We start from the raw sequence: 19,497 nt of genomic DNA on the forward strand, positions 1-19,497 counted from the left end.
AGAATGGTTCGTTTTTTGATCTTATCAGGCTATTTTGAATTGATGATGTACTTGCAAGTGACGGGCAAACTCAATCAGTTTATCAACATTCATTATCGCTATCTCGCTATTTTATCCATGATCATTTCTTTATTATTGGCTTTGGTCCAGCTGTATTTTTGGGTCAAACAAGAGCCTGAGCATCATCATGACGATGAGCATCAGCATGGATTGGAGAAAAAACACCAACGAGTGATTGCGTATTTTCTATTAGCCTTACCGATCATCGTGGGTCTCTTTTTCCCCACCGTTAGCTTGGATACGACGATCGTTGAAGCAAAAGGGTTTAATTTCCCCCTAAGTGAAGAATCTGTGGGGGATCCAGAAATGACGACCCAATATCTGAAACCCGATACAAGTCTTTATTTTAACAAAGAAGATTATGACACTCAGATGGATGCAGCGTTGGCACGTTACGCCAAAGATGAGACGATTGCGGTAACGGAAGAAAATTACTTGGAAGTCATGGAGTTGATCTATACGTACCCGAGCGAATTTATTGGCAAGAAAATCACCTATGATGGATTTGTGTACCATGCAGATCAAGATGATGCCAATGAAATCTTTTTGTTTCGTTTTGGCATTATCCATTGTGTGGCTGATTCAGGCGTTTTTGGCTTGCGAGTGGAATTACCGCAACAAAAAACGGCAGAAAATAACCAGTGGCTCCATGTAGAAGGGACGATCCAATCGAAGTACTATCAACCCTTTAAACGAGACTTACCGATGGTGGTAGCAGACCAAGAGAAGACGATTGAAGCACCAGAAAACCAGTATGTCTACCGCGCTTTCTAGCTTTTTTTAAGAAAGTTCATAAAAACATCATAAACCTTTGTTATAATGGAGAAAATCTAAGCATATGTTTGTAGTTTTATCAAACGTTTAGTACAATATAGTAGGAACATATGCTAAAATCTATACAAAAGAGAGGTGTCGTGAAATGGGTTTTACAGATGAAACAGTTCGCTTTGATTTTGATGATAGCCGTAAAAAAGAAGTCAGCGAAACATTAGCTATCGTCTACCGAGCATTAGAGGAAAAAGGATACAATCCGATCAATCAAATCGTCGGTTATCTCCTTTCTGGCGACCCGGCTTACATTCCTCGTTATCGGGATGCCCGGAATTTGATTCGTCGTCACGAACGGGATGAGATCATGGAAGTTCTGATCCGTTATTATTTAGGCAATCACGGGATCAACCTATAATGAGAATCATGGGATTGGATGTTGGTTCGCGGACAGTCGGCGTGGCGGTCAGTGACCCAATGGGCTGGACAGCACAAGGGATCGAGATCATTCGCATCAATGAAGATGAAGGCAATTTCGGTTATGATCGACTTGCTGAATTGGTGAAAGAATATGAAGTCTCACGTTTTGTGGTAGGACTACCTAAAAATATGAATAATACGATCGGACCTAGAGCGGAAGCTTCTATGGCTTACGGCGCAGCGATCGAACAGCAATTCGGTTTGCCGGTCGTTTACCAAGACGAACGTCTGACGACCGTTCAAGCAGAACGAATGCTGGTAGAACAGGCGAATACATCGCGTGCCAAACGAAAAAAAGTGATTGATAAATTAGCAGCAGTCATGATTTTGCAGAATTATTTAGATGGTGCTGGGAAACAGCTGTTTTAATTTACAGAAAAGAGGAAAATAAATGTCAGAACATACACACGATCATAACCACGATCACGATCATGAAGGACATGAACACATTACTTTAATCGATGATCAAGGAAATGAAACCTTATACGAAATTCTATTAACGGTTGACGGTACGGAAGAATTCGGCCGCAACTACGTCTTGCTTTATCCAGCAGGCGTACCAGAAGAAGAAGACGTTGAATTACAAGCGTACGCTTATATTGAAAACGAAGACGGTTCTGAAGGTGAATTAGAACAGATCGAAACAGAAGCAGAATGGGATATGATTGAAGAAGTCTTCAACACATTCATGGCGGAAGAAGAAGAGTAATAAGTTGCAAGTGCTGACCCTTTCCATAAGGGATCAGCACTTTTTTTGATTTAACGACTGTTTATTTTAGAAGCATGTCTGCTTTTTTGAAAGGAATGAGAAAAATGAGTAACGTAACGATATTCGAGCTTGAAAAGATCGCAGAAGAGCAGCTAGTTTTTGCCGTGATCATCAGCAAGTACCAAGAAAAGTTCGTCTATGTCAAACACAAAGAACGAGACACCTTGGAGATTCCTGGAGGCAAGCGAGAACTAGGAGAAAGCATCACAGAGTGTGCTGCCCGTGAATTAAAAGAAGAAACAGGCGCCAAGCACTTTACCCTAGAACCGTTATTTATCTATGGTTTAGAAAAAAACGGGGAGGCCGATTACGGCTTGGTGTTTGAAGCCCAGATCACGGACTTGCAGGATGAATTGACCTCAGAGATCGAAGCAATCTATGTAATGGCAGAGCCGCCTGCCAACTGGACATATCCAACGATTCAGCCGTTGTTATTGGCAGAATATTTCGTACGAACAAAAAAATAATTCAGCCCACTCAAATGGAGGGCTGTCTTGAGTGGGAAAGTAAAAGAAGCCTATTTGACAGGAGTGAGCGAATGAGTTGCGTGATCCTGCAATCAGGGGTAGGATGAAAATGTAAACGTTATCTTATTGGAGAGTAGGGAAAGGCATGGAAAAAATTTATCAAGCAAGTACCGCAGAAGGAGCAATCGATTTTATCAATATGCGCGATTTGGAGATCGCGGCAGAGGAAGTGATTCCTAAAGGTGGGTATGGCTATATCAGCAGTGGTGCGGGGGATATTTTTACCTATCAAGAAAATGAACGCGCCTTCAATCACAAATTGATCATTCCTCATGTCTTAAAGGACATTGAATTACCGGACACAACGTTGTCCTTTGGCGGCGATACGTTGTCAGCGCCAATCATTATGGCGCCTGTTGCCGCCCACGGCTTAGCAAATGTTGCGGCAGAACAAGCGTCAGCCAAAGGTGTTTCACGTTTTGGCACGATCTATACGGCGAGTTCGTATGCCTCTTGTACGTTGGAAGAAATCCGAGCAGCTGGTGGTCAAGAAGCGCCGCAGTGGTTCCAATTTTATATGAGTAAAGACGATGGCATCAATAAAGACATCTTGGCGATGGCAAAACGCAATGGCGCCAAAGCGATCGTTTTGACCGCAGATGCAACTGTTGGGGGCAATCGAGAAACGGATCGCCGCAATGGCTTCACCTTTCCGTTGGCAATGCCGATCGTTCAGGCCTATCAATCAGGGATCGGACAAACGATGGATGCCGTTTACGGCTCCTCAAAACAAAAATTAAGTCCCCAGGATGTCGCTTTTATCGCCAAAGAATCTGACTTGCCAGTTTATGTCAAAGGGGTGCAATCAGAAGAAGATGTGGAACGAGCTTTAGGGGCAGGTGCACAAGGGATTTGGGTCTCAAATCACGGGGGACGCCAATTGGATGGTGGTCCAGCTTCCTTTGATTCCTTACAGATCGTGGCTGAAGCAGTGGCAGGTCGGGCGCCGATCGTCTTTGATAGCGGGGTACGGCGAGGACAGCATGTCTTTAAAGCGATTGCTTGCGGAGCAGATCTAGTGGCGATCGGCCGCCCAGTGATCTATGGGTTGGCTCTAGGTGGTGCTACCGGTGTTCAACAAGTCTTTGATTTCTTCAAAAAAGAATTGGAGATGGTCATGCAGCTTGCGGGGACGCAAACGGTGGCAGATATTAAAAAAGCCGTTTTACGGGACAATCGCTATTTATAAGTAATCCCTCAAAAAGGCGCTAGAATCGCTGATTCTGGTGCTTTTTTTAATGGATTTTTCTGATCATGCCCAGGAGCAGGAGCAACTGCTTTCGCTGAAAAAAGTGTATATGATTTTGAAACAATTGCAAAATCAGCTACACTTAAAAGAGACCAATAAACTAAAGGAGAGAGATTGATGATTCCAAAAATTATTCATTATTGCTGGTTTGGCGGCAATCCATTAGGTGAACAAGAAAAGAAATACATGGATACCTGGAAAAAATATTGTCCGGATTATGAGATCAAACGTTGGGATGAATCAACGATCGACCTTTCAAAATTCGGTCCTTATCTAAAAGAGGCCTATGACCAAGAAGAATGGGCCTTTGTGTCAGATGTGGTTCGTTTGTATGCGTTAGTGACAGAAGGCGGTATTTATATGGATACCGATATCGAGGTGGTCAAACCTTTAGATGAGCTCTTGACACTGGAGGCATTTATGGGCTTTGAGATCGAAACCAAGATTTCTACTGGGATCATTGGAGCGGTGCCGCATCATCCCTTTATGGAAGAATGGTACCACGATTACGATGACCGAAAATTTGTCCGGGCAGAAAAAACGGAAGATGTCGTCACCAATGTGATCCGAGTGACGGAACTGTTGCAAAACCACGGATTAGAATTGAATAATCAACGACAAACCGTTAAGGGTGTAGAAATCTTCCCGCAAATGACGTTTTCACCAAAAAGCTATATCACTGGTGAGGTCGAGGAAGATCCGAGTACGATGGTGATCCATCAGTTTTCTGGCTCTTGGTTATAAAAGAGTAAGTCTATGAAAGGACGGACAGTGGGGAAAGCTGTCTGTCCTTTTTGCTTTTGCAAGGGATGATGGAGATGTGATAGAATAGCTTGAAAAAATGAGGAGGCGTTTTGATGGCTATCAAACGATGTACTTTGGCAGATTTAGAAGAATTGGGAGAAATCAGCGTATCCACCTATTACGATACATTTGCTCCTTTCAATACGGAGGAAAATACTCGTATCTATCTAGAAGAAGCCTACAATCTGCCGAAACTGACCCGAGAGTTAGAAAATCCGCAGTCGGCGTTTTATTTTTTACAAGATAATGATCAAACCGTAGGATATATCAAACTTAACTGGGGTGAGGCGCAAACGGAAGCAATCGCCCCAGAGGGGTTGGAAATTGAACGAATCTATATTAAAAAAGAACATAAGCGCAGAGGCTATGGCAAAACACTGCTGCTGTTTGCCCAAGAGACCGCTAAAGAGCTGCAGAAAAAGTCGATCTGGTTAGGCGTTTGGGAATTTAACGACAATGCGTTGGCTTTTTATCATACGATGGGCTTTGAAAGAGTTGGCAGTCACTCCTTTTTTATGGGGGATGATGAGCAGACGGATTTCTTGATGCTGAAAGAACTTTGAATTCTGCCTTTGTATGAGGAATTAGAAATTACTTTCCATTTTTTTGGCAATCAAGTATAGTTAAAGGGATTGATGAAAAAAGAACGATTGGTGAAAACCATCGCTAAGGAGAGCAATTGTAAATGGAAAAACAGAGAAACGAAAGTATTTTGTCACGTTTTCTTAAAGGCGTGGTGATTGCCTTGGGCTTTATCTTGCCTGGTGTTTCAGGTGGCGTATTGGCAGCCATCTTAGGCATTTATGAGCGGATGCTGCGCTTTATGGCACATCTGACGAAGAATTTTAAAGAGAATCTCCTCTTTTTCCTGCCAGTAGGGATCGGGGGAATCGTAGGGATCGGGCTTTTATCAAAGCCATTAGAGTGGCTGCTGCAAAACTATCAAATCATCGTTTTGTGGGGCTTTGCGGGGGCAATTATTGGGACGTTACCAGCACTTGCTAAAGAATCGACCTTGAAAAGCAAACGGACAACCGGCGACCTGCTTTGGTTCTTCGGCAGTATGGTCATCGGCTTCTTGTTCCTCTATTTTATGGGTGATATCTTAGGAACGATCCCTGCCAATTTCATAGGTTTTGTGATCGCCGGCGGTCTGATCGCGTTAGGTGTTTTGGTTCCTGGCTTGAGTCCTTCAAACCTTTTGCTCGTTTTGGGACTTTATGATCCGATGTTGAAAGGCTTTAAGAGCTTTGACATCATGGGGGTCTTTCTACCGATCGCCATTGGCGGCTTGGCAGTGATGCTGCTGTTTTCGAAATTGATGGAGTGGCTATTGACCCATTATCATTCAAAAGTCTATCACTTCATTTTAGGGATCGTTATTGCCTCAACGATATTGATCGTGATTCCTCCGGTGGCAAACTATAGCGGCTTTACTTGGGTAACGGCTGTCATCGGAATTATTTTGTTTGTCTTGGGGGCTTGGTTAGGTCTTTGGATGAGCAAGCTGGAAGAAAAATATAAGTAAATCAAAACGGCACATCGTTTGGCGATGTGCCGTTTTTGTTAGGTAATGATGGGGACAGCTAAGAAGAAGCGTTGGTCGACAACTGGTAGTAAAAAGATGGGAACGTTTGATAACGATATGATACAGGTTTAAAAACTGTTCTATTTTTGTTGAAAGATTTCCTAGTGTTTGGTATATTGTAGTCTATATAAAGAAGAATTTTTCATGTGTTACAGTTTAGATAATTGTTTGAGGGTTTGAGGAAAAGGAGGGGCAAGCATGCAAGATGCGACCTATTGGGCGGAACAATTGCGGCAAGGAAAAATCAGTTTTGCAGAGCGGGTGGCGATGATCGAAGAAAAAGTCAATCAACAAAATCCGCTTTTGAATGCGCTTGTAACATTTGATCCGCAAGCAGCGATCCAGCATTACGAGCAGCATCTTCAAAAAACGGTTTTTGGGGGACAACCCATGCCGTTAAAAATACTCGGCCAAACCAAAGCAGGGTGGCCAGCAACGTCAGGAGCCAAACTGTTTGCTAAAGCACGAGCCAGCCGCACGGCACATTTTGTCTCTCGTTTAGAAGAGGCAGGCTTTGTGCCGTTAGGGCAAACCAATGCACCAGAATTTGGATTCAAAAATATCACTGATCCAACATTGTATGGGCCTACACGTAATCCGTGGAATCCTGCCTATTCAGCTGGTGGTTCCAGTGGTGGTGCGGCAGCGGCAGTGGCTTCGGGGATGTTTCCGATTGCGGGTGCCAGTGATGGCGGCGGATCGATCCGCATTCCAGCATCCTTTAGCGGATTGATCGGTTTGAAGCCAACCCGTGGCACGATGCCAGTGGGTCCTAGTGAATGGCGCAGCTGGCAAGGCGCTTCTATCAACTTTGCGTTGACGCTTTCCATGCGTGATACGGAACAGTTGTTTTATGCGTTGCGGACGTCACAGCCGACTGCCCCTTATCAGGCACCGCAAGTAGAATGGCATCATCAGCAAGCGAGTCAAAAAACGCGGTTGAAGGTTGCTTTTACTACCGCATCGCCGACCGGTGGCCAAGTGTCTGAAACCGCCATCCAAGCAGTCCGAAGTGCAGCCGCATTTTTAGAAAAGCAGGGGCATGAAGTCGTTGAAGTGGGCTATCCAGTGGCTGGTCAGCAAATGATGACCACCTATTACGCCATGAATGGCGGCGAAACAGCTGCGATGTTTGCTGAGATCAATGCTGCTCGTCAAGTACCGGTCAGACGGGAAGAGATGGAATTGATGACCTGGGCACTTTACCAATATGGCAAAAAACTGCCTGCCGCCGATTACGTTCTTGCCTTGCAGTGGTGGGATCAATTGGCAGAAAAAATGGAAGAAGTCTTTTCAACCTATGATCTCTTTTTGACCCCGACGACGGCTTATCCAGCCCCTTTGATTGAGGAAGCCTTACAAAGCGATAGCATTCGCCAAAGACTGCATGAGATCGAATCGCTTGGAAAAAGTGCTGCGGGTGAGTTGATCGAAGAAATGTTTGCCAAGAGCTATGCTCTGACACCTTACACTCAATTAGCCAATTTAACGGGGCAGCCAGCCATCAGCTTGCCAACTGCTCTTAGCGAGGAAGGGTTGCCGCTAGGGATCCAATTTATGGCGTCTAAAGGCAGAGAAGATCTACTTTTCCAAGTCGGCTATTTATTTGAAACACAGCAACGATTTCTGTTGCCAAAACAAGGAGACTAAGAGGAGGATATTATGAAACAAGTTAGAAAAGGGAAAATCGTTGCAATGGTTGGCTTTTTAGGTTTATTTGCGGGAGTCTTGTTAAGTGCCTGCAGCAAACCAACGGAAGAAGACACCAGTCTAAGCAAGGTGGAAGAAGCCAAAACATTGGTTGTTGCTACTTCGGGAACCTTGTATCCATCGTCTTACTATAACGATGAAAATGAATTAGTGGGCTATGATGTCGATGTGGCAAAAGAAGTCGCCAAGCGATTAGGCGTAGAGATCACATTTAAAGAGTACAATGTCGATGGACAAGTTTCTTCTTTAACACGTGGAGAAACTGATTTTGCTGCCAACGATTTTGGTTTGACGGATGAACGGGCGGAAAAATTCAGTCTCTCAACGCCTATCAAATACTCGTTCGATAGTATGATCGTGCGAAAAAGTGATGACTCTGGGATTGCTTCTTTAGAAGATTTGGATGGCAAAAAAGCTGCTGGTGAACCGAATACCAGCTACATGCGCTTAGCGGAATCCTATGGGGCAGAATTAGTGACTTACGACAACGCAACGAATGATCAGTATTTGACAGATGTTGCGAATGGTCGAACGGATGTGATCTTGAATAATTACTATTTGCAAAAAATGGCAGTCGCTGCTTTGCCAGATATCCCTGTAAAAATTTTGGAAGATGTCTACTTTAATCCGAATGAAACGGGCTTCTTATTCGTGAAAGATCATCAAGCATTACAGGAAAAAGTGGATGCTGTTTTAGCAGAAATGAAAGAAGACGGCCGTTTAAAAGAACTTGCGGAAACGTATTTTCAAACCGATATTTCAGTAAAATCTGATCAAGCGATCCAAACGGTTGAAACAGACTAATGTATATTCCAACCCTTGATTTGCCGTTGATGTGGGAGTCATTGCCCTATTTGCTGTCGGGCTTGTCCTATACGGTCGGCATTGCTGTCGTTTCGTTTCTAGGAGGCAACGTATTAGGGATCACACTCACCTTCTTAGGGATGTTGGAAAATCCATTCATTAGAGGGTTCGTGCGGGGCTACCTCTCATTTCTAAGAGGCGTCCCAGCGTTGGTCTTGTTGTTCCTACTGTATTTTGGCTTGCCTTATCAATTGTCGGCGCTCAGTGCTGCGATCATCTGTTTTACATTGACCAGCAGCGCATTTATCGGGGAAATCTACCGAGGATCAATTGCTGGTGTGGATCGTGGGCAATTTGATGCTGCCTATGCGTTAGGGTTATCCTTTACGAAAACGATGCGTCTGATTATTTTGCCACAAGCCTTTCGTATTTCTGTACCGGCATTGAGTAATGTGGCAATGGATTTGCTGAAAGGAACCTCCTTGGCAGCAATGATCACGATTCCTGATATTTTTCAAAAAGCTAAGATCGTTGGCGGACGAACCTTTGATTACATGTCCATGTATGTGCTAGTTGCCATCATCTATTGGCTGTTGTGCATTTTGATTGAAGCCGGGCAAAAGCGATTAGAACAACATTTTTCAAAACGCTTTGCCGCTAATGAGGCTGTAAGACAATAAAAAAAGAGCCGAGGCTCGATCACTGCAGAAATCACTTTCTTCTTGAATTGATTTCTGCAGTTTTTGTTTTTGAGAAGATAGAAGAAAGGAGATTTTCATAGTAAAACAATGAGCGAAGGCAAGGAAGATAGAGGAATTTCTGTAATGTCAAACTAGTTGTTAGTATGAAAATGGTGCTGCCCAAATTATTTTCCTTCACTTAAACAGCCTATATTTCATTCGTTTGGTTCAAGTGATTCATGGTAAAATAAAGAAAAGCAAATCGAGGAGGGTCCTTATGAAGTATGAATGGCGCAAACTAGAAAAAGAGCTCTATCTTCCCAAAAAACCAACAGTGATCGAGGTGCCAACGTATCAATTTATCAGTTTGAGCGGCAGCGGCAATCCGAATCGTCCTGAATTCAGCGAAGAGATCGCCTCTTTATATACGATTTCTTATTCACTCAGGATGGGATTGAAAAAAGGGGCTTTTGGCAATGAACCCTTTGAATACACGGTCTTTCCTTTAGAAGGCGTATGGACCTCTCTGACAAAGCCAGACGGTGCCGTCAACAAAGAAGAATTGATCTACAAAATCATGATTCGCCAACCAGAACCAGTCACGGAAACACTGTTTCAAGAACAGCTCTTGGCAGTCAAAGAGAAGAAAGACAATCCAAATCTAGAAAAGCTTATCTTTGAGCGCTATGAAGAAGGATTGTGTCTGCAAGCGATGCATACAGGTTCTTTTGACACTGAAGCGGAAACATTTGCGAAAATGAAGGAGCTGTTAAAACAAGAACAGTTAGTGATCCGTCCAACGATGGACACGTTCCAGCATCGAGAAATCTATTTGTCTGATCCGCGAAAAGTCTCACCAGATAAAGCCAAAACCGTCCTGCGATGGGCAGTAGAAGCAGAGGGTGGGATTCAGTGAATAAAAACTATTTAAGCATCGACATCGGCGGCACGAAAATCAAATCGGCTGTCATTGATCGCTCGGGGAATATTCTGACGCGAGGACGGATGGATACGCCGAAAAATCTTACGGAATTTCTGACAGGGATTGAAACGATCGTTGAGGACGTTCATGGAAGCATTCGGGGCATTGCTGTTAGTACCCCAGGAAAAGTCAACCCAGAGACAGGGACGATCTCGTTTGGCGGGGCATTGCCTTTTTTAGATGGAGTCTCCTTAAAACAACTGCTGGCAAAGTACCAAGTGCCGCTGGCTGTGACCAACGATGGCAAGGCAGCCGCATTAGCTGAATGGTGGCTAGGAAACCTTAAAGGGATTCAAAATGGGGCTGCCATAACATTAGGTACTGGTTTGGGTGGTGGTGTGATCGTTGAAGGAAGACTGATCCAAGGTGCACATTTTCAAGCAGGGGAATTAAGTTTTCTACTAAATGCCACTAAGAGAAGCGATGCTCAAGAAAACGCTGAGCAACCAAATAATCAGGGATTGACCCTGCAGCAATTGGCAGGTTTTAGCGGTTCAGCGGTCGCCATGATTCGCCGCAGCGCCCAACTGCTAGGCTTAGCTGATCTTGCGGATGGTGAAGCAGTTTTTGACGCTATCAATCAAAAAGAGCCCCAGGTCTGGGCGCTGTTTACAGCGTATTGCCGAGAAATCGCGTGTGTCATACTCAATGTTCAAGCCGTGATCGACTTAGAGCGCTTCGTGATTGGCGGTGGCATCAGTGCCCAAGCGATCGTGGTGGAAGAAATCGACCGTCAGTATCAACAACTGCTGGCTAGTTTACCGATTTTGCAGCAGACCTTGACGAAGCCGGAAATCCAAGCCTGCAAATTTCAAAATGACGCCAATTTATTAGGGGCGCTCTATCATTTCTTTTTGGAACATGAGATGAAATAAAATAGACAAAAACTGCCGCGAACCAACGATTCGCGGCAGTTTTTTAGGCTTTTTTCTTGGTGTCTTTGTCTTCGTCACCTAGGTAATCTTTGCTAGTGAAGGCACTGTGGAAGTATTTGCCCTCTTGACCGTAATAGCGGTTGTAGCGCTGCTTGAATTTGCGGAACACGTAAACGACAAGAACTTTTAGCAGACAATAAATCGGGATTCCGAAAATCACCCCAACGATCCCCATCAAATCACCCATTACTAATAAAACAACCAGAATCGTAATAGGATGGATTTTCAATCGGTCACCCATCACACGGGGCACGACTAAATCGCCATGAAGCAGCTGTACAGCAAACCAAGCAATCAAAAACTTAACCAACATCCCGGTGGAATCTTGTGCGGCAATGAAAAGCCCCGGGAAAAAGACGATAAAAGGTCCAATATAGGGGATGATACAAAGCAGACCAGCGGCGATCGCCAGAATACTGGCATACTCTAAGCCAATCAATAGGAAAACGACCCAATAGATCGCCCCTAAAATCAAGGATGAAATGATTTGTCCTTTCAAAAAGGCACCGACTTGTAAGTCAGAGATCTTGACGATTTCATTAAAGTCTTTGCGAAAACGAGGTGGTACTAATGAGAGGACCGAAAAATAAAACTTGTTGGGGTTGCGCAATAAAAAAAAGGCAATGATCGGTCCAGTAAACAAAGCAATGAACAAGGTCGAAATGGTTGAAAACAAACTGCTGAGCCCAGCGGCACCAGTTTGCCAATAGTCTCCAATAAAACTCATGATATTACTGGTGATATTTTGTAGTGTGTCTGTAATTTGTACCATCTCATCTTGAAATGGGGTATTTTCTAAAAAGGCGGTCGCGTTTTTCTCAAAGTCACTGACCAAACTTGGTAAGCTATTGATCAGATCGGTGGTTTGCTGCTCCAAAATCGGATAAAGCTGGAAACCAGCAAAGACGATCAACAAAAGAATCAACAGATAGATCCCAGCAATCGAAACACTGCGGGGAATTTTTTTCGATTCCAATTTATCGACCACCGGGTTAAACAGATAGTAAAGGATCAGCCCAAATAAAAAGGGTGGGATAATAGCTGTAAGTATGGCTGAAAAGGGTGTAAATAAAAAAGAAATCTGATTTAGCAAAAAGACAGCAACTGCCGACAAGATAATCAGTCCTAAGACATAATAGCTTGTTTTGCTGCCTAAAAAGTGGATCAATCGGTTATTTTTCATAATAAGCCTCGCTTTCTTAGCTACATTATAACGAAAGACCCCCATTCTGTAAAAAAACAACGTACCTTTCGAAAAAACCACGCTCACATTCTCAATAGCTTTATAATGAAAGAATATCTTTAATAAGGCGTTGACTGGTGACCTCTTTCTTCAAAACAGACCAAAAAACGCTCCCGTGAGCACAATGCAGGAGCGTAAAGGATTATTTGCGTACAGTCGTTAAGGTGCAACGCCCAACGGCAGTTTTTAACCCGCTAGCTAACCAAATAGTGGCTTGCCAAGTTTGGATACGAGCGCCGATGCGATCAGGACTAGCTTCTACGATCAGAGTTCCTTCTTGGGCGGCGGCTAGATGGTTGACTTGCAGGTCAACGCCGGCGGCAAAGGCCTCTTCTTGAGCCAAGGCTTGATTGGCACCGATGCTGCAGGCGGTCTCGATCAAAACACCGTTAATACCACCGTGAACGAGACCAAAAGGCTGTTTGTGCTGCGCTTTGATCGGCATCCGTAAACGAACAAAATCGGCTGTTGCTGCTTCTACTTCGATTTCTAAGGCTTCCAGTAAATTCATTTTTTACTCCTTTTTCTAAGAAAGTTACCATGATTATAGCACGAGTTTTGGTAGAAATAGCCGAAGATCTCAGAAAGTCGGCAACAGGGGGAGAAGTCTTAAGAAATTCCCTTAACCAAAGCAATTTCTAACGAAAAGCGACTAGATATGTGTATAATAGAGCTATGTGAATTGAGGAGGAACAAGTAATGAGAGAATGGAAAACCTTAAAAGAGTACGATGAAATTTTGTTTGAACAACATGGAAAAGTGGCGAAGATCACGATCAACCGCCCAGAAGTCCACAATGCGTTTACACCAAAAACGGTGTTTGAAATGATTGATGCATTTTCGATCAGTCGCGATGAACCAGGCATCGGCGTGATTATTTTGACAGGCGCTGGCGATAAAGCCTTTTGTTCAGGCGGAGACCAAAAAGTCCGTGGTCACGGTGGCTATGTTGGGGAAGATCAGGTTCCTCGCTTAAACGTATTGGATCTGCAACGCTTGATTCGCACGTTACCAAAACCGGTGATCGCCATGGTCAAAGGCTGGTCGATCGGCGGCGGAAATGTTTTACAATTGGTTTGTGATTTAACGATCGCCGCTGATAACGCTAAATTTGGTCAAACAGGACCAAATGTCGGTAGTTTTGATGGTGGCTATGGTTCGGGCTATCTTGCACGGACAATCGGACATAAAAAAGCCAAGGAAGTTTGGTTCATGACAAAACAATATACTGCCGAAGAAGCATTGGCGATGAACTGGATCAATACAGTCGTTCCTCTTGATCGAGTAGAAGATGAAACGATGGAATGGGCCGAAACGATGCTGCAAAAGAGCCCGTTGGCGTTACGCATGATCAAAGCATCAATGAACGCCGATACGGACGGATTAGCTGGCATTCAGCAATTGGCCGGCGATGCGACCTTATTGTATTACACGATGGATGAAGCCAAAGAAGGTCGTGACGCGTTTAAAGAAAAACGTCAACCAGACTTCGACCAATTCCCTAAATTCCCATAATGACTGGGAGTTGGCTGCAAAGGCAAGCACAACTTCATCCAGAACGACCAGCTTTTTATTGGCATGAAAAAAGCTGGTCGTTTGCTGCCTTGCAAAAAGAGGTTTATGCTTACGCTGCTTATTATCAAGCCCAATTCGTTGATCAGCCAAACCGGGTAGCTCTTTTTAGCAATAACTCCCCTGAAATGGTCTTTACGATCCTTGCGTTATGGGAGTTGGGGATCGAAGTCCAGCTGCTGAATACGCGATTGACAGCCGCTGAAATCTCCTTCCAATTGCAAGATGCCCACTGCGACTGGGTGATCACGGCGGATCAGGCTGCGGTTTCGGGTGTTCGCAACTTGACCTTTGGACAAGCGATCAAACAGGCGGAGGCTTTTATCGGTTCTGTTGTTCCTTCGTTTGTTCCTAATGAAGCAATCTATCAAGCAGAGCAAGTGGCTTCAATTATGTATACATCTGGTACGACTGGCAATCCCAAGGGTGTGCCTCAAACCTTTGGGAATCATCTAGCAAGTGCCGAAGCGACGCAAAAAAACTTAGCCATCACTAGCGAGGATTGTTGGCTTTGTGCAGTTCCGCTGTATCATATCAGTGGGTTATCAATTCTCTTACGGTCCTTGCGACTTGGGATGAGTGTTCGTTTATATGAGCGCTTTGATGCTGGAGAAATGGCAAAAGACCTTGAAGCAGGGAAAGGGACGATCGTTTCTTTGGTGGCAAAAATGTTGACAGATTTGCTGCCCTTGGTGCCCAAACAAGGCTTTGATTCGTTGCGTTATGTACTGTTAGGCGGCGGTCCGATTGCTAAAAGTGTATTGGAAAAATGCCAGCAAAAACAGCTTTCTGTGATCCAATCCTATGGGATGACAGAAACCTGTTCACAAGTGGTGGCATTGCCGCCAGAAAAAGCTTCAGAAAAAATCGGCTCCTCAGGGGTTCCCCTGCAAGGTGTCCATTTACGAATTGCGGTTGATGCGAAAATGGCAGATCATCAGACTGCTGAAAGTACCCAGTCGATCGGAGAGATCCAACTGCAAGGACCGGCGATCACGACCCGTTACTTAAACGATCGCAGTCCACAGCAGTGGGACCAAGAGGGCTGGTTTGCCACAGGAGATCTAGGGTATCTTGATCAAGAGGGCTTTTTGTATGTAGTCAGTCGTGCAAGCGAACTGATCATATCTGGTGGAGAAAACATCTATCCCGCAGAAGTGGAGCAAGCCTTGTTGCAGCATCCAGCGGTCAAAGAGGCAGCTGTGGTGGGGGAACCAGACGAGGAGTGGGGACAATCTGTCGCGGCTTATTTAACGTTAAATCAACCGATCCACTTCCAAGCTTTATTGGATACGTTAGAAGGGCAGATCGCCCATTATAAATTTCCGCGCCGCTTTTATCACGTGCGAGAAATGCCGCGCACAGCAAGCGGTAAAGTTTTAAAAAGGCTATTGCTGAGTGAAGAAAGAGTGAACTACATTGAACAGCAAATCAACAAGTAATTATGAGGCAGCGATCGCTGCCGGGAAAACCTATTTGAGTGAGTATCAACCTATAGAAAGGTGTGACTTACTGGCTCTTTATGCAGCGGCACAAGAATATCGAGGGGAACGCTACTTCTGGCGTACCCCTGATGAAACGACCAGTATAGTAGGGTTGGGTTGGTTAGCCACTTTTTCGCAACCCAAACTTGCAGACTTTTCAGAAGTCCGCTCTCTCTTAAAGCAAGCCCACTATCAACCAGAGGCACCTTTTCAGGCGCAGTTAGTTGGCGGCTTTGCTTTTGATGAACAGGCAGAAGTCAGTCAGGATTGGGCTGAGCTAGGTGCTGGTCTCTTTGCGTTGCCAGAAATACTGGTTCGCAAAATTGGCGATCAGTGTGGCGTCGTTTATACAGTAGCCGCTTCTTCCGAGGAACAACGACAACAAAAAGTCGCTGCCTTACAGGAAAAAGTCGCAAGCTGGTTGCATGCCAACCCGGACAAGAGTCTTGTAGCAGAAACGCCTGCTTTTCAGGCACAAGAGGAACTAGATGTGCCCCAATGGCTGCAAGCGGTCGAAGAGACAGTGGCAGCCATTCGCTCAACTGAAACACCGTTGAAAAAAGTGGTTCTGGCAAGACGAATGAAGGTAGAAACGAAGCAGTCGATCATTAGTACTGCGGTGTTGCAACGGTTGGCGCAACAGCAGCCGAATACCTATCTTTTTGCCATCGAACATGGGGGCCATGTTTTTGCTGGTGCGACGCCAGAACGCTTGCTAAAAGCGACTGTCGATCAATTTGAAACGGTAAGTATCGCAGGTTCCGCACCAAGAGGCAAAACCAAAGAAGAAGATGAGGCACTGGCACAAGCCCTCTTAGCGGACGCAAAAAATACCCATGAACATCAAGTAGTTGTCGATCGCTTAGAAACGGCATTGGCCACTTTGTTAGCTGACGGCTTTCAATCAGAAGCCCGTTCCGTGATCAAAAATCGTGACATTCAGCATTTGTTTGTTCCTTTAGCAGGGCAAAGAAAGGCAGGGGTCAACTTTCTGACCGCCGTGCAAAAACTACACCCGACCCCAGCATTGGGGGGAGAACCGAAAGAAGCAGCCGTCTCATGGATTCGTACCCATGAACCAGCCAGCAGAGGGATGTACGGTGGACCGATCGGTTGGTTGGGTATTCAAGAAGATATTGGCGAGTTTGCTGTGGCGATCCGCTCAGGATTCTTTAGCGGCAATCAAGCAACGCTGTATGCGGGCTGTGGGATCGTTGCCGATTCAGATGCGGAATCCGAACGTCAAGAAACACGGTTAAAATTTCAACCGATGAGGAGAGGGATCTTAGGAGATGAATAATCAGACAGTCATGACAGACTATTTATTAGCGGCGATCCAAGGACTAAAAGCAGCGGGTGCGAAGCGAGCAGTCATTAGTCCCGGTTCACGCTCCACGCCATTGGCGCTACTATTGCATCGTGATCCTGAGATCACCTGTACGGTGGCTGTCGATGAACGTTCGGCTGCTTTTTTTGCTTTAGGGATGTCCAAAGTTGATCTCCAGCCAACGATCTTACTGTGTACTTCTGGAACTGCAGCAGCCAATTATTATCCAGCTGTTTGTGAAGCAGAAGCTACCAACTTGCCACTGATCGTCTTAACGGCTGATCGCCCACCAGAACTGCGGGGCGTTGGGGCGCCACAGGCAATGGATCAACAGAATTTGTATGCCTCTCATGTCAAAAAGATGGTAGAGATGACGGTGCCAGAAAACGATCCTGCTTTGTTGCGTTATAGTTTTTGGCAAGCTGCAACTTGCACGATCGAAGCGCAAAAACAGCCGAAAGGCCCTGTCCAAATCAACTTTCCATTACGGGAGCCGCTGTTGCCTGACTTTAGTCGCCAATGCAGTATGCAGCAAGACGTGAGCTATCTGGCACCACAACAAGAGCTGTCAGCAGAGATGATCACCCAGCTAGCCCCTTACTTTGATAAGAAAGGTATCCTGATTGCTGGAGAAAGCCTTACGATCGAAGAAGCGCAGCAGTTGCTGGCTTTTTCGGAGAAATTAGGCTGGCCGATCGTCGGTGATCCATTGACCAATCTGGCGACAGCCGGTACCAAAGTAGGAACATTTATCAGTCAAGCCGATCTTGTTTTCCCGCAATTGACTTCTGCCTTCCAACCAGAAGTGGTCGTGCGTTTTGGTCGCTTACCAGTCACTAAAAATGTCCTATTATGGTTGAACAAAGCAGCGGATACGACGACGTGGCTCTTTGTTGATCCATCAGGGCAGTGGCAAGATCAGCTGCATCGGGCAAACTATTTGATCGAAGCAGCGATCAGCGCCTTCGTGGCGGCCATCACCCAGTTGCCGATCGTCAAACATACGGCGTGGCAACAACAATGGCAAGCACTTCAAGCGCGGGCAGATCAGGTGATTGCTGCAAGTCCCCAGTTGCAACAATGGGATGAGAGCAGCGCTGTGCGCATGCTCCAACAATGTTTGCCTGAAGAAGCGCAAATTCTTTTGGCAAACAGCAATGCGATCCGTTTTTTTGATCGCTACGGCAGCAAAACTACCTCCACTTATCGAGTGTATGGAAACCGAGGCGTCAATGGGATCGACGGCCTTGTCTCGACCGTGGCTGGGATTGCTTCCGCCAGTCAAAAGCCTACCTACTTGTTGATTGGTGATTTAGCGTTGTACCATGATATGAACGGCCTACAACTACTGCGCCAGTATCAATTGCCAGTAACGATCATTTTACTGAATAATAACGGTGGTGGGATCTTTTCCTTTCTGTCACAAAACACCTTAGAACCAAACGACTTTGTCCCGCTCTTTGGTACTCCGTTAGATCTTGAGTTTCAAAAAGTGGCGGCCTTATATGAGGCAGATTGGCACACACCGACCTCTTTGCTAGAGTTTCAAACGATTTTAGCGGAAACAAGTCAACAGCCGCGCTTTCAAATAATCGAAGTGAAGGGTGAGCAAAAAGATCCGGTCAATACTTGGCAAGCACTCCAACAGCAGTTTAGCGAGGCGGGAGCGCAGCAATGAAGGACACGATAAATGGCGTCAGTTATTTTTATCAGTGGCTGCAGCCGTATCGACCATCCTTACCAACCCTTGTGGCATTGCATGGCTTCACGGGTTCTTCGGAAAGCTTTCGACCGGTTTTTGCAGAGGTAGGTTCTTACAATGTATTGGCAATCGATTTGATTGGACATGGACGCTCATCGATTTATGTCCATCCCATGCGTTATGAACTTCCTTTACTGGTGGAGGATCTCGCACACCTTTTAGCGAAGTTAGGGATTGAACGTTATGGCCTGTATGGCTACTCGATGGGGGCGCGAATCGCACTTGTCTGGGCGGTCATGAAACCAACGGCAGTGACCCATCTTTTGCTTGAGAGTGGTTCACCTGGGTTAGCTGATCCAGCGGAACGACTCGCTCGTCAGCGGCACGATCGTCGCTTAGCGTTGCGCTTACTAAGGGAGCCTTTGGTCGATTTTGTCGATTACTGGCAAGAACTGCCGTTGTTTGCTAGTCAAAAGGAGCTACCTTTAGCGCAGCAGGTTGCTGTACGGCAAGGACGCTTGCAGCAAAACAAATTTGGCTTGGCAGTAAGCTTGATTTACGGTGGTACTGGCAAACAGCCAAGCTGTTGGTCGGCACTTCCGCAGCTAGCTTGTGAAATTCTTTATTTAGCGGGGGAAAAAGATGTAAAGTTTCGTAAAATCGCCCACCAAATGAAGCAGCTGCAACCAGAGATGACCATCAAAGTCGTTGCTAATGCTGGACATTGTATCCATTTAGAACAGCCGACACAGGTTCGTCATGAAATCGATCAATGGTTTGTAAAAGGATCGGGGCCACAGTCAGCTGATTGAC

21 protein-coding genes are annotated in these 19,497 nt (G+C 45.3%); 19 read left to right on the forward strand and 2 right to left on the reverse strand.

Going from position 1 to position 19,497, the window contains the following annotated elements; translation table 11 throughout:
• The first annotated feature begins 3 nt into the window (after window positions 1-3).
• From IGJ15_RS03155 to IGJ15_RS03220, 14 genes are all read left to right on the forward strand, one after another.
• On the forward strand, window positions 4-834 hold the full coding sequence (locus IGJ15_RS03155) for a TIGR03943 family putative permease subunit (protein WP_231434781.1): 831 nt from the start codon (window positions 4-6) through the stop codon (window positions 832-834).
• 145 nt (window positions 835-979) lie between these two features.
• Window positions 980-1,246 (forward strand): IreB family regulatory phosphoprotein, encoded by a 267-nt coding sequence (locus IGJ15_RS03160; protein WP_005228556.1) that lies wholly within the window; start codon window positions 980-982, stop codon window positions 1,244-1,246.
• Complete coding sequence (ruvX, locus tag IGJ15_RS03165; protein WP_005234242.1) at window positions 1,246-1,677, forward strand: Holliday junction resolvase RuvX; 432 nt, start codon at window positions 1,246-1,248, stop codon at window positions 1,675-1,677. The genes IGJ15_RS03160 and ruvX overlap by 1 nt, the downstream gene beginning before the upstream one ends.
• 22 nt (window positions 1,678-1,699) lie before the next feature.
• Window positions 1,700-2,017, forward strand: coding sequence for a DUF1292 domain-containing protein (locus IGJ15_RS03170; RefSeq protein ID WP_005228559.1), 318 nt, complete (start codon window positions 1,700-1,702; stop codon window positions 2,015-2,017).
• A 104-nt stretch (window positions 2,018-2,121) separates the two neighbouring features.
• Window positions 2,122-2,544, forward strand: a complete 423-nt coding sequence (locus IGJ15_RS03175; protein ID WP_060791370.1) for an NUDIX hydrolase — start codon at window positions 2,122-2,124, stop codon at window positions 2,542-2,544.
• Window positions 2,545-2,689: 145 nt separating this feature from the next.
• A complete protein-coding gene (locus IGJ15_RS03180; protein WP_010749842.1) occupies window positions 2,690-3,793 on the forward strand; it encodes an alpha-hydroxy-acid oxidizing protein in 1,104 nt (367 codons plus the stop codon).
• Window positions 3,794-3,970: 177 nt separating this feature from the next.
• Window positions 3,971-4,597 (forward strand): glycosyltransferase family 32 protein, encoded by a 627-nt coding sequence (locus tag IGJ15_RS03185; protein ID WP_010749841.1) that lies wholly within the window; start codon window positions 3,971-3,973, stop codon window positions 4,595-4,597.
• Between the two features lie 113 nt (window positions 4,598-4,710).
• Window positions 4,711-5,220 (forward strand): GNAT family N-acetyltransferase, encoded by a 510-nt coding sequence (locus IGJ15_RS03190; protein ID WP_010749840.1) that lies wholly within the window; start codon window positions 4,711-4,713, stop codon window positions 5,218-5,220.
• Window positions 5,221-5,342: 122 nt separating this feature from the next.
• Entirely contained in the window at window positions 5,343-6,185 is an 843-nt protein-coding gene (locus IGJ15_RS03195) for a DUF368 domain-containing protein (protein WP_015510213.1), read from the forward strand.
• A gap of 258 nt (window positions 6,186-6,443) precedes the next feature.
• On the forward strand, window positions 6,444-7,895 hold the full coding sequence (locus IGJ15_RS03200) for an amidase (protein WP_231434780.1): 1,452 nt from the start codon (window positions 6,444-6,446) through the stop codon (window positions 7,893-7,895).
• Window positions 7,896-7,907: 12 nt separating this feature from the next.
• Window positions 7,908-8,759 carry a transporter substrate-binding domain-containing protein gene (locus tag IGJ15_RS03205; RefSeq protein WP_430599282.1) on the forward strand — a complete coding sequence of 284 codons (852 nt, stop codon included), beginning with the start codon at window positions 7,908-7,910 and terminating at the stop codon, window positions 8,757-8,759.
• Window positions 8,759-9,439 carry an amino acid ABC transporter permease gene (locus tag IGJ15_RS03210; protein ID WP_060792812.1) on the forward strand — a complete coding sequence of 227 codons (681 nt, stop codon included), beginning with the start codon at window positions 8,759-8,761 and terminating at the stop codon, window positions 9,437-9,439. The genes IGJ15_RS03205 and IGJ15_RS03210 overlap by 1 nt, the downstream gene beginning before the upstream one ends.
• A 277-nt stretch (window positions 9,440-9,716) precedes the next feature.
• Window positions 9,717-10,355 carry a GyrI-like domain-containing protein gene (locus IGJ15_RS03215; protein WP_430599283.1) on the forward strand — a complete coding sequence of 213 codons (639 nt, stop codon included), beginning with the start codon at window positions 9,717-9,719 and terminating at the stop codon, window positions 10,353-10,355.
• The gene (locus tag IGJ15_RS03220) at window positions 10,352-11,296 is read left to right on the forward strand and encodes an ROK family protein (protein WP_231434779.1); all 945 of its coding nucleotides are present in this window, start codon (window positions 10,352-10,354) and stop codon (window positions 11,294-11,296) included. The genes IGJ15_RS03215 and IGJ15_RS03220 overlap by 4 nt, the downstream gene beginning before the upstream one ends.
• A gap of 43 nt (window positions 11,297-11,339) precedes the next feature.
• On the opposite strand, the gene IGJ15_RS03225 is transcribed toward IGJ15_RS03220, so the two are convergent.
• Entirely contained in the window at window positions 11,340-12,539 is a 1,200-nt protein-coding gene (locus IGJ15_RS03225) for an AI-2E family transporter (protein ID WP_231434778.1), read from the reverse strand.
• A 202-nt stretch (window positions 12,540-12,741) separates the two neighbouring features.
• Window positions 12,742-13,110 (reverse strand): PaaI family thioesterase, encoded by a 369-nt coding sequence (locus IGJ15_RS03230; protein WP_005228593.1) that lies wholly within the window; start codon window positions 13,108-13,110, stop codon window positions 12,742-12,744.
• 188 nt (window positions 13,111-13,298) lie between these two features.
• Here IGJ15_RS03230 and menB point away from each other — a divergent pair, with 188 nt between their 5' ends.
• From menB to menH, 5 genes are read left to right on the forward strand one after another with little or no spacing between them, the layout of a single operon-like run.
• On the forward strand, window positions 13,299-14,114 hold the full coding sequence (gene menB, locus IGJ15_RS03235; RefSeq protein ID WP_005228595.1) for a 1,4-dihydroxy-2-naphthoyl-CoA synthase: 816 nt from the start codon (window positions 13,299-13,301) through the stop codon (window positions 14,112-14,114).
• A complete protein-coding gene (gene menE / locus IGJ15_RS03240; RefSeq protein ID WP_231434777.1) occupies window positions 14,114-15,613 on the forward strand; it encodes an o-succinylbenzoate--CoA ligase in 1,500 nt (499 codons plus the stop codon). Before menB ends, menE begins: the two co-directional genes overlap by 1 nt.
• The gene (locus tag IGJ15_RS03245; protein ID WP_231434776.1) at window positions 15,591-16,955 is read left to right on the forward strand and encodes an isochorismate synthase; all 1,365 of its coding nucleotides are present in this window, start codon (window positions 15,591-15,593) and stop codon (window positions 16,953-16,955) included. Before menE ends, IGJ15_RS03245 begins: the two co-directional genes overlap by 23 nt.
• Window positions 16,948-18,660: a 2-succinyl-5-enolpyruvyl-6-hydroxy-3-cyclohexene-1-carboxylic-acid synthase gene (gene menD / locus IGJ15_RS03250; protein ID WP_218213204.1), complete on the forward strand. Its 1,713-nt coding sequence runs from the start codon at window positions 16,948-16,950 to the stop codon at window positions 18,658-18,660. Before IGJ15_RS03245 ends, menD begins: the two co-directional genes overlap by 8 nt.
• Window positions 18,657-19,496 carry a 2-succinyl-6-hydroxy-2,4-cyclohexadiene-1-carboxylate synthase gene (menH, locus tag IGJ15_RS03255; protein ID WP_231434775.1) on the forward strand — a complete coding sequence of 280 codons (840 nt, stop codon included), beginning with the start codon at window positions 18,657-18,659 and terminating at the stop codon, window positions 19,494-19,496. The genes menD and menH overlap by 4 nt, the downstream gene beginning before the upstream one ends.
• Window position 19,497 lies beyond the last annotated feature (1 nt).

It is taken from the genome of Enterococcus sp. AZ079, from assembly GCF_050547255.1.
GTDB lineage: Bacteria > Bacillota > Bacilli > Lactobacillales > Enterococcaceae > Enterococcus_D > Enterococcus_D casseliflavus.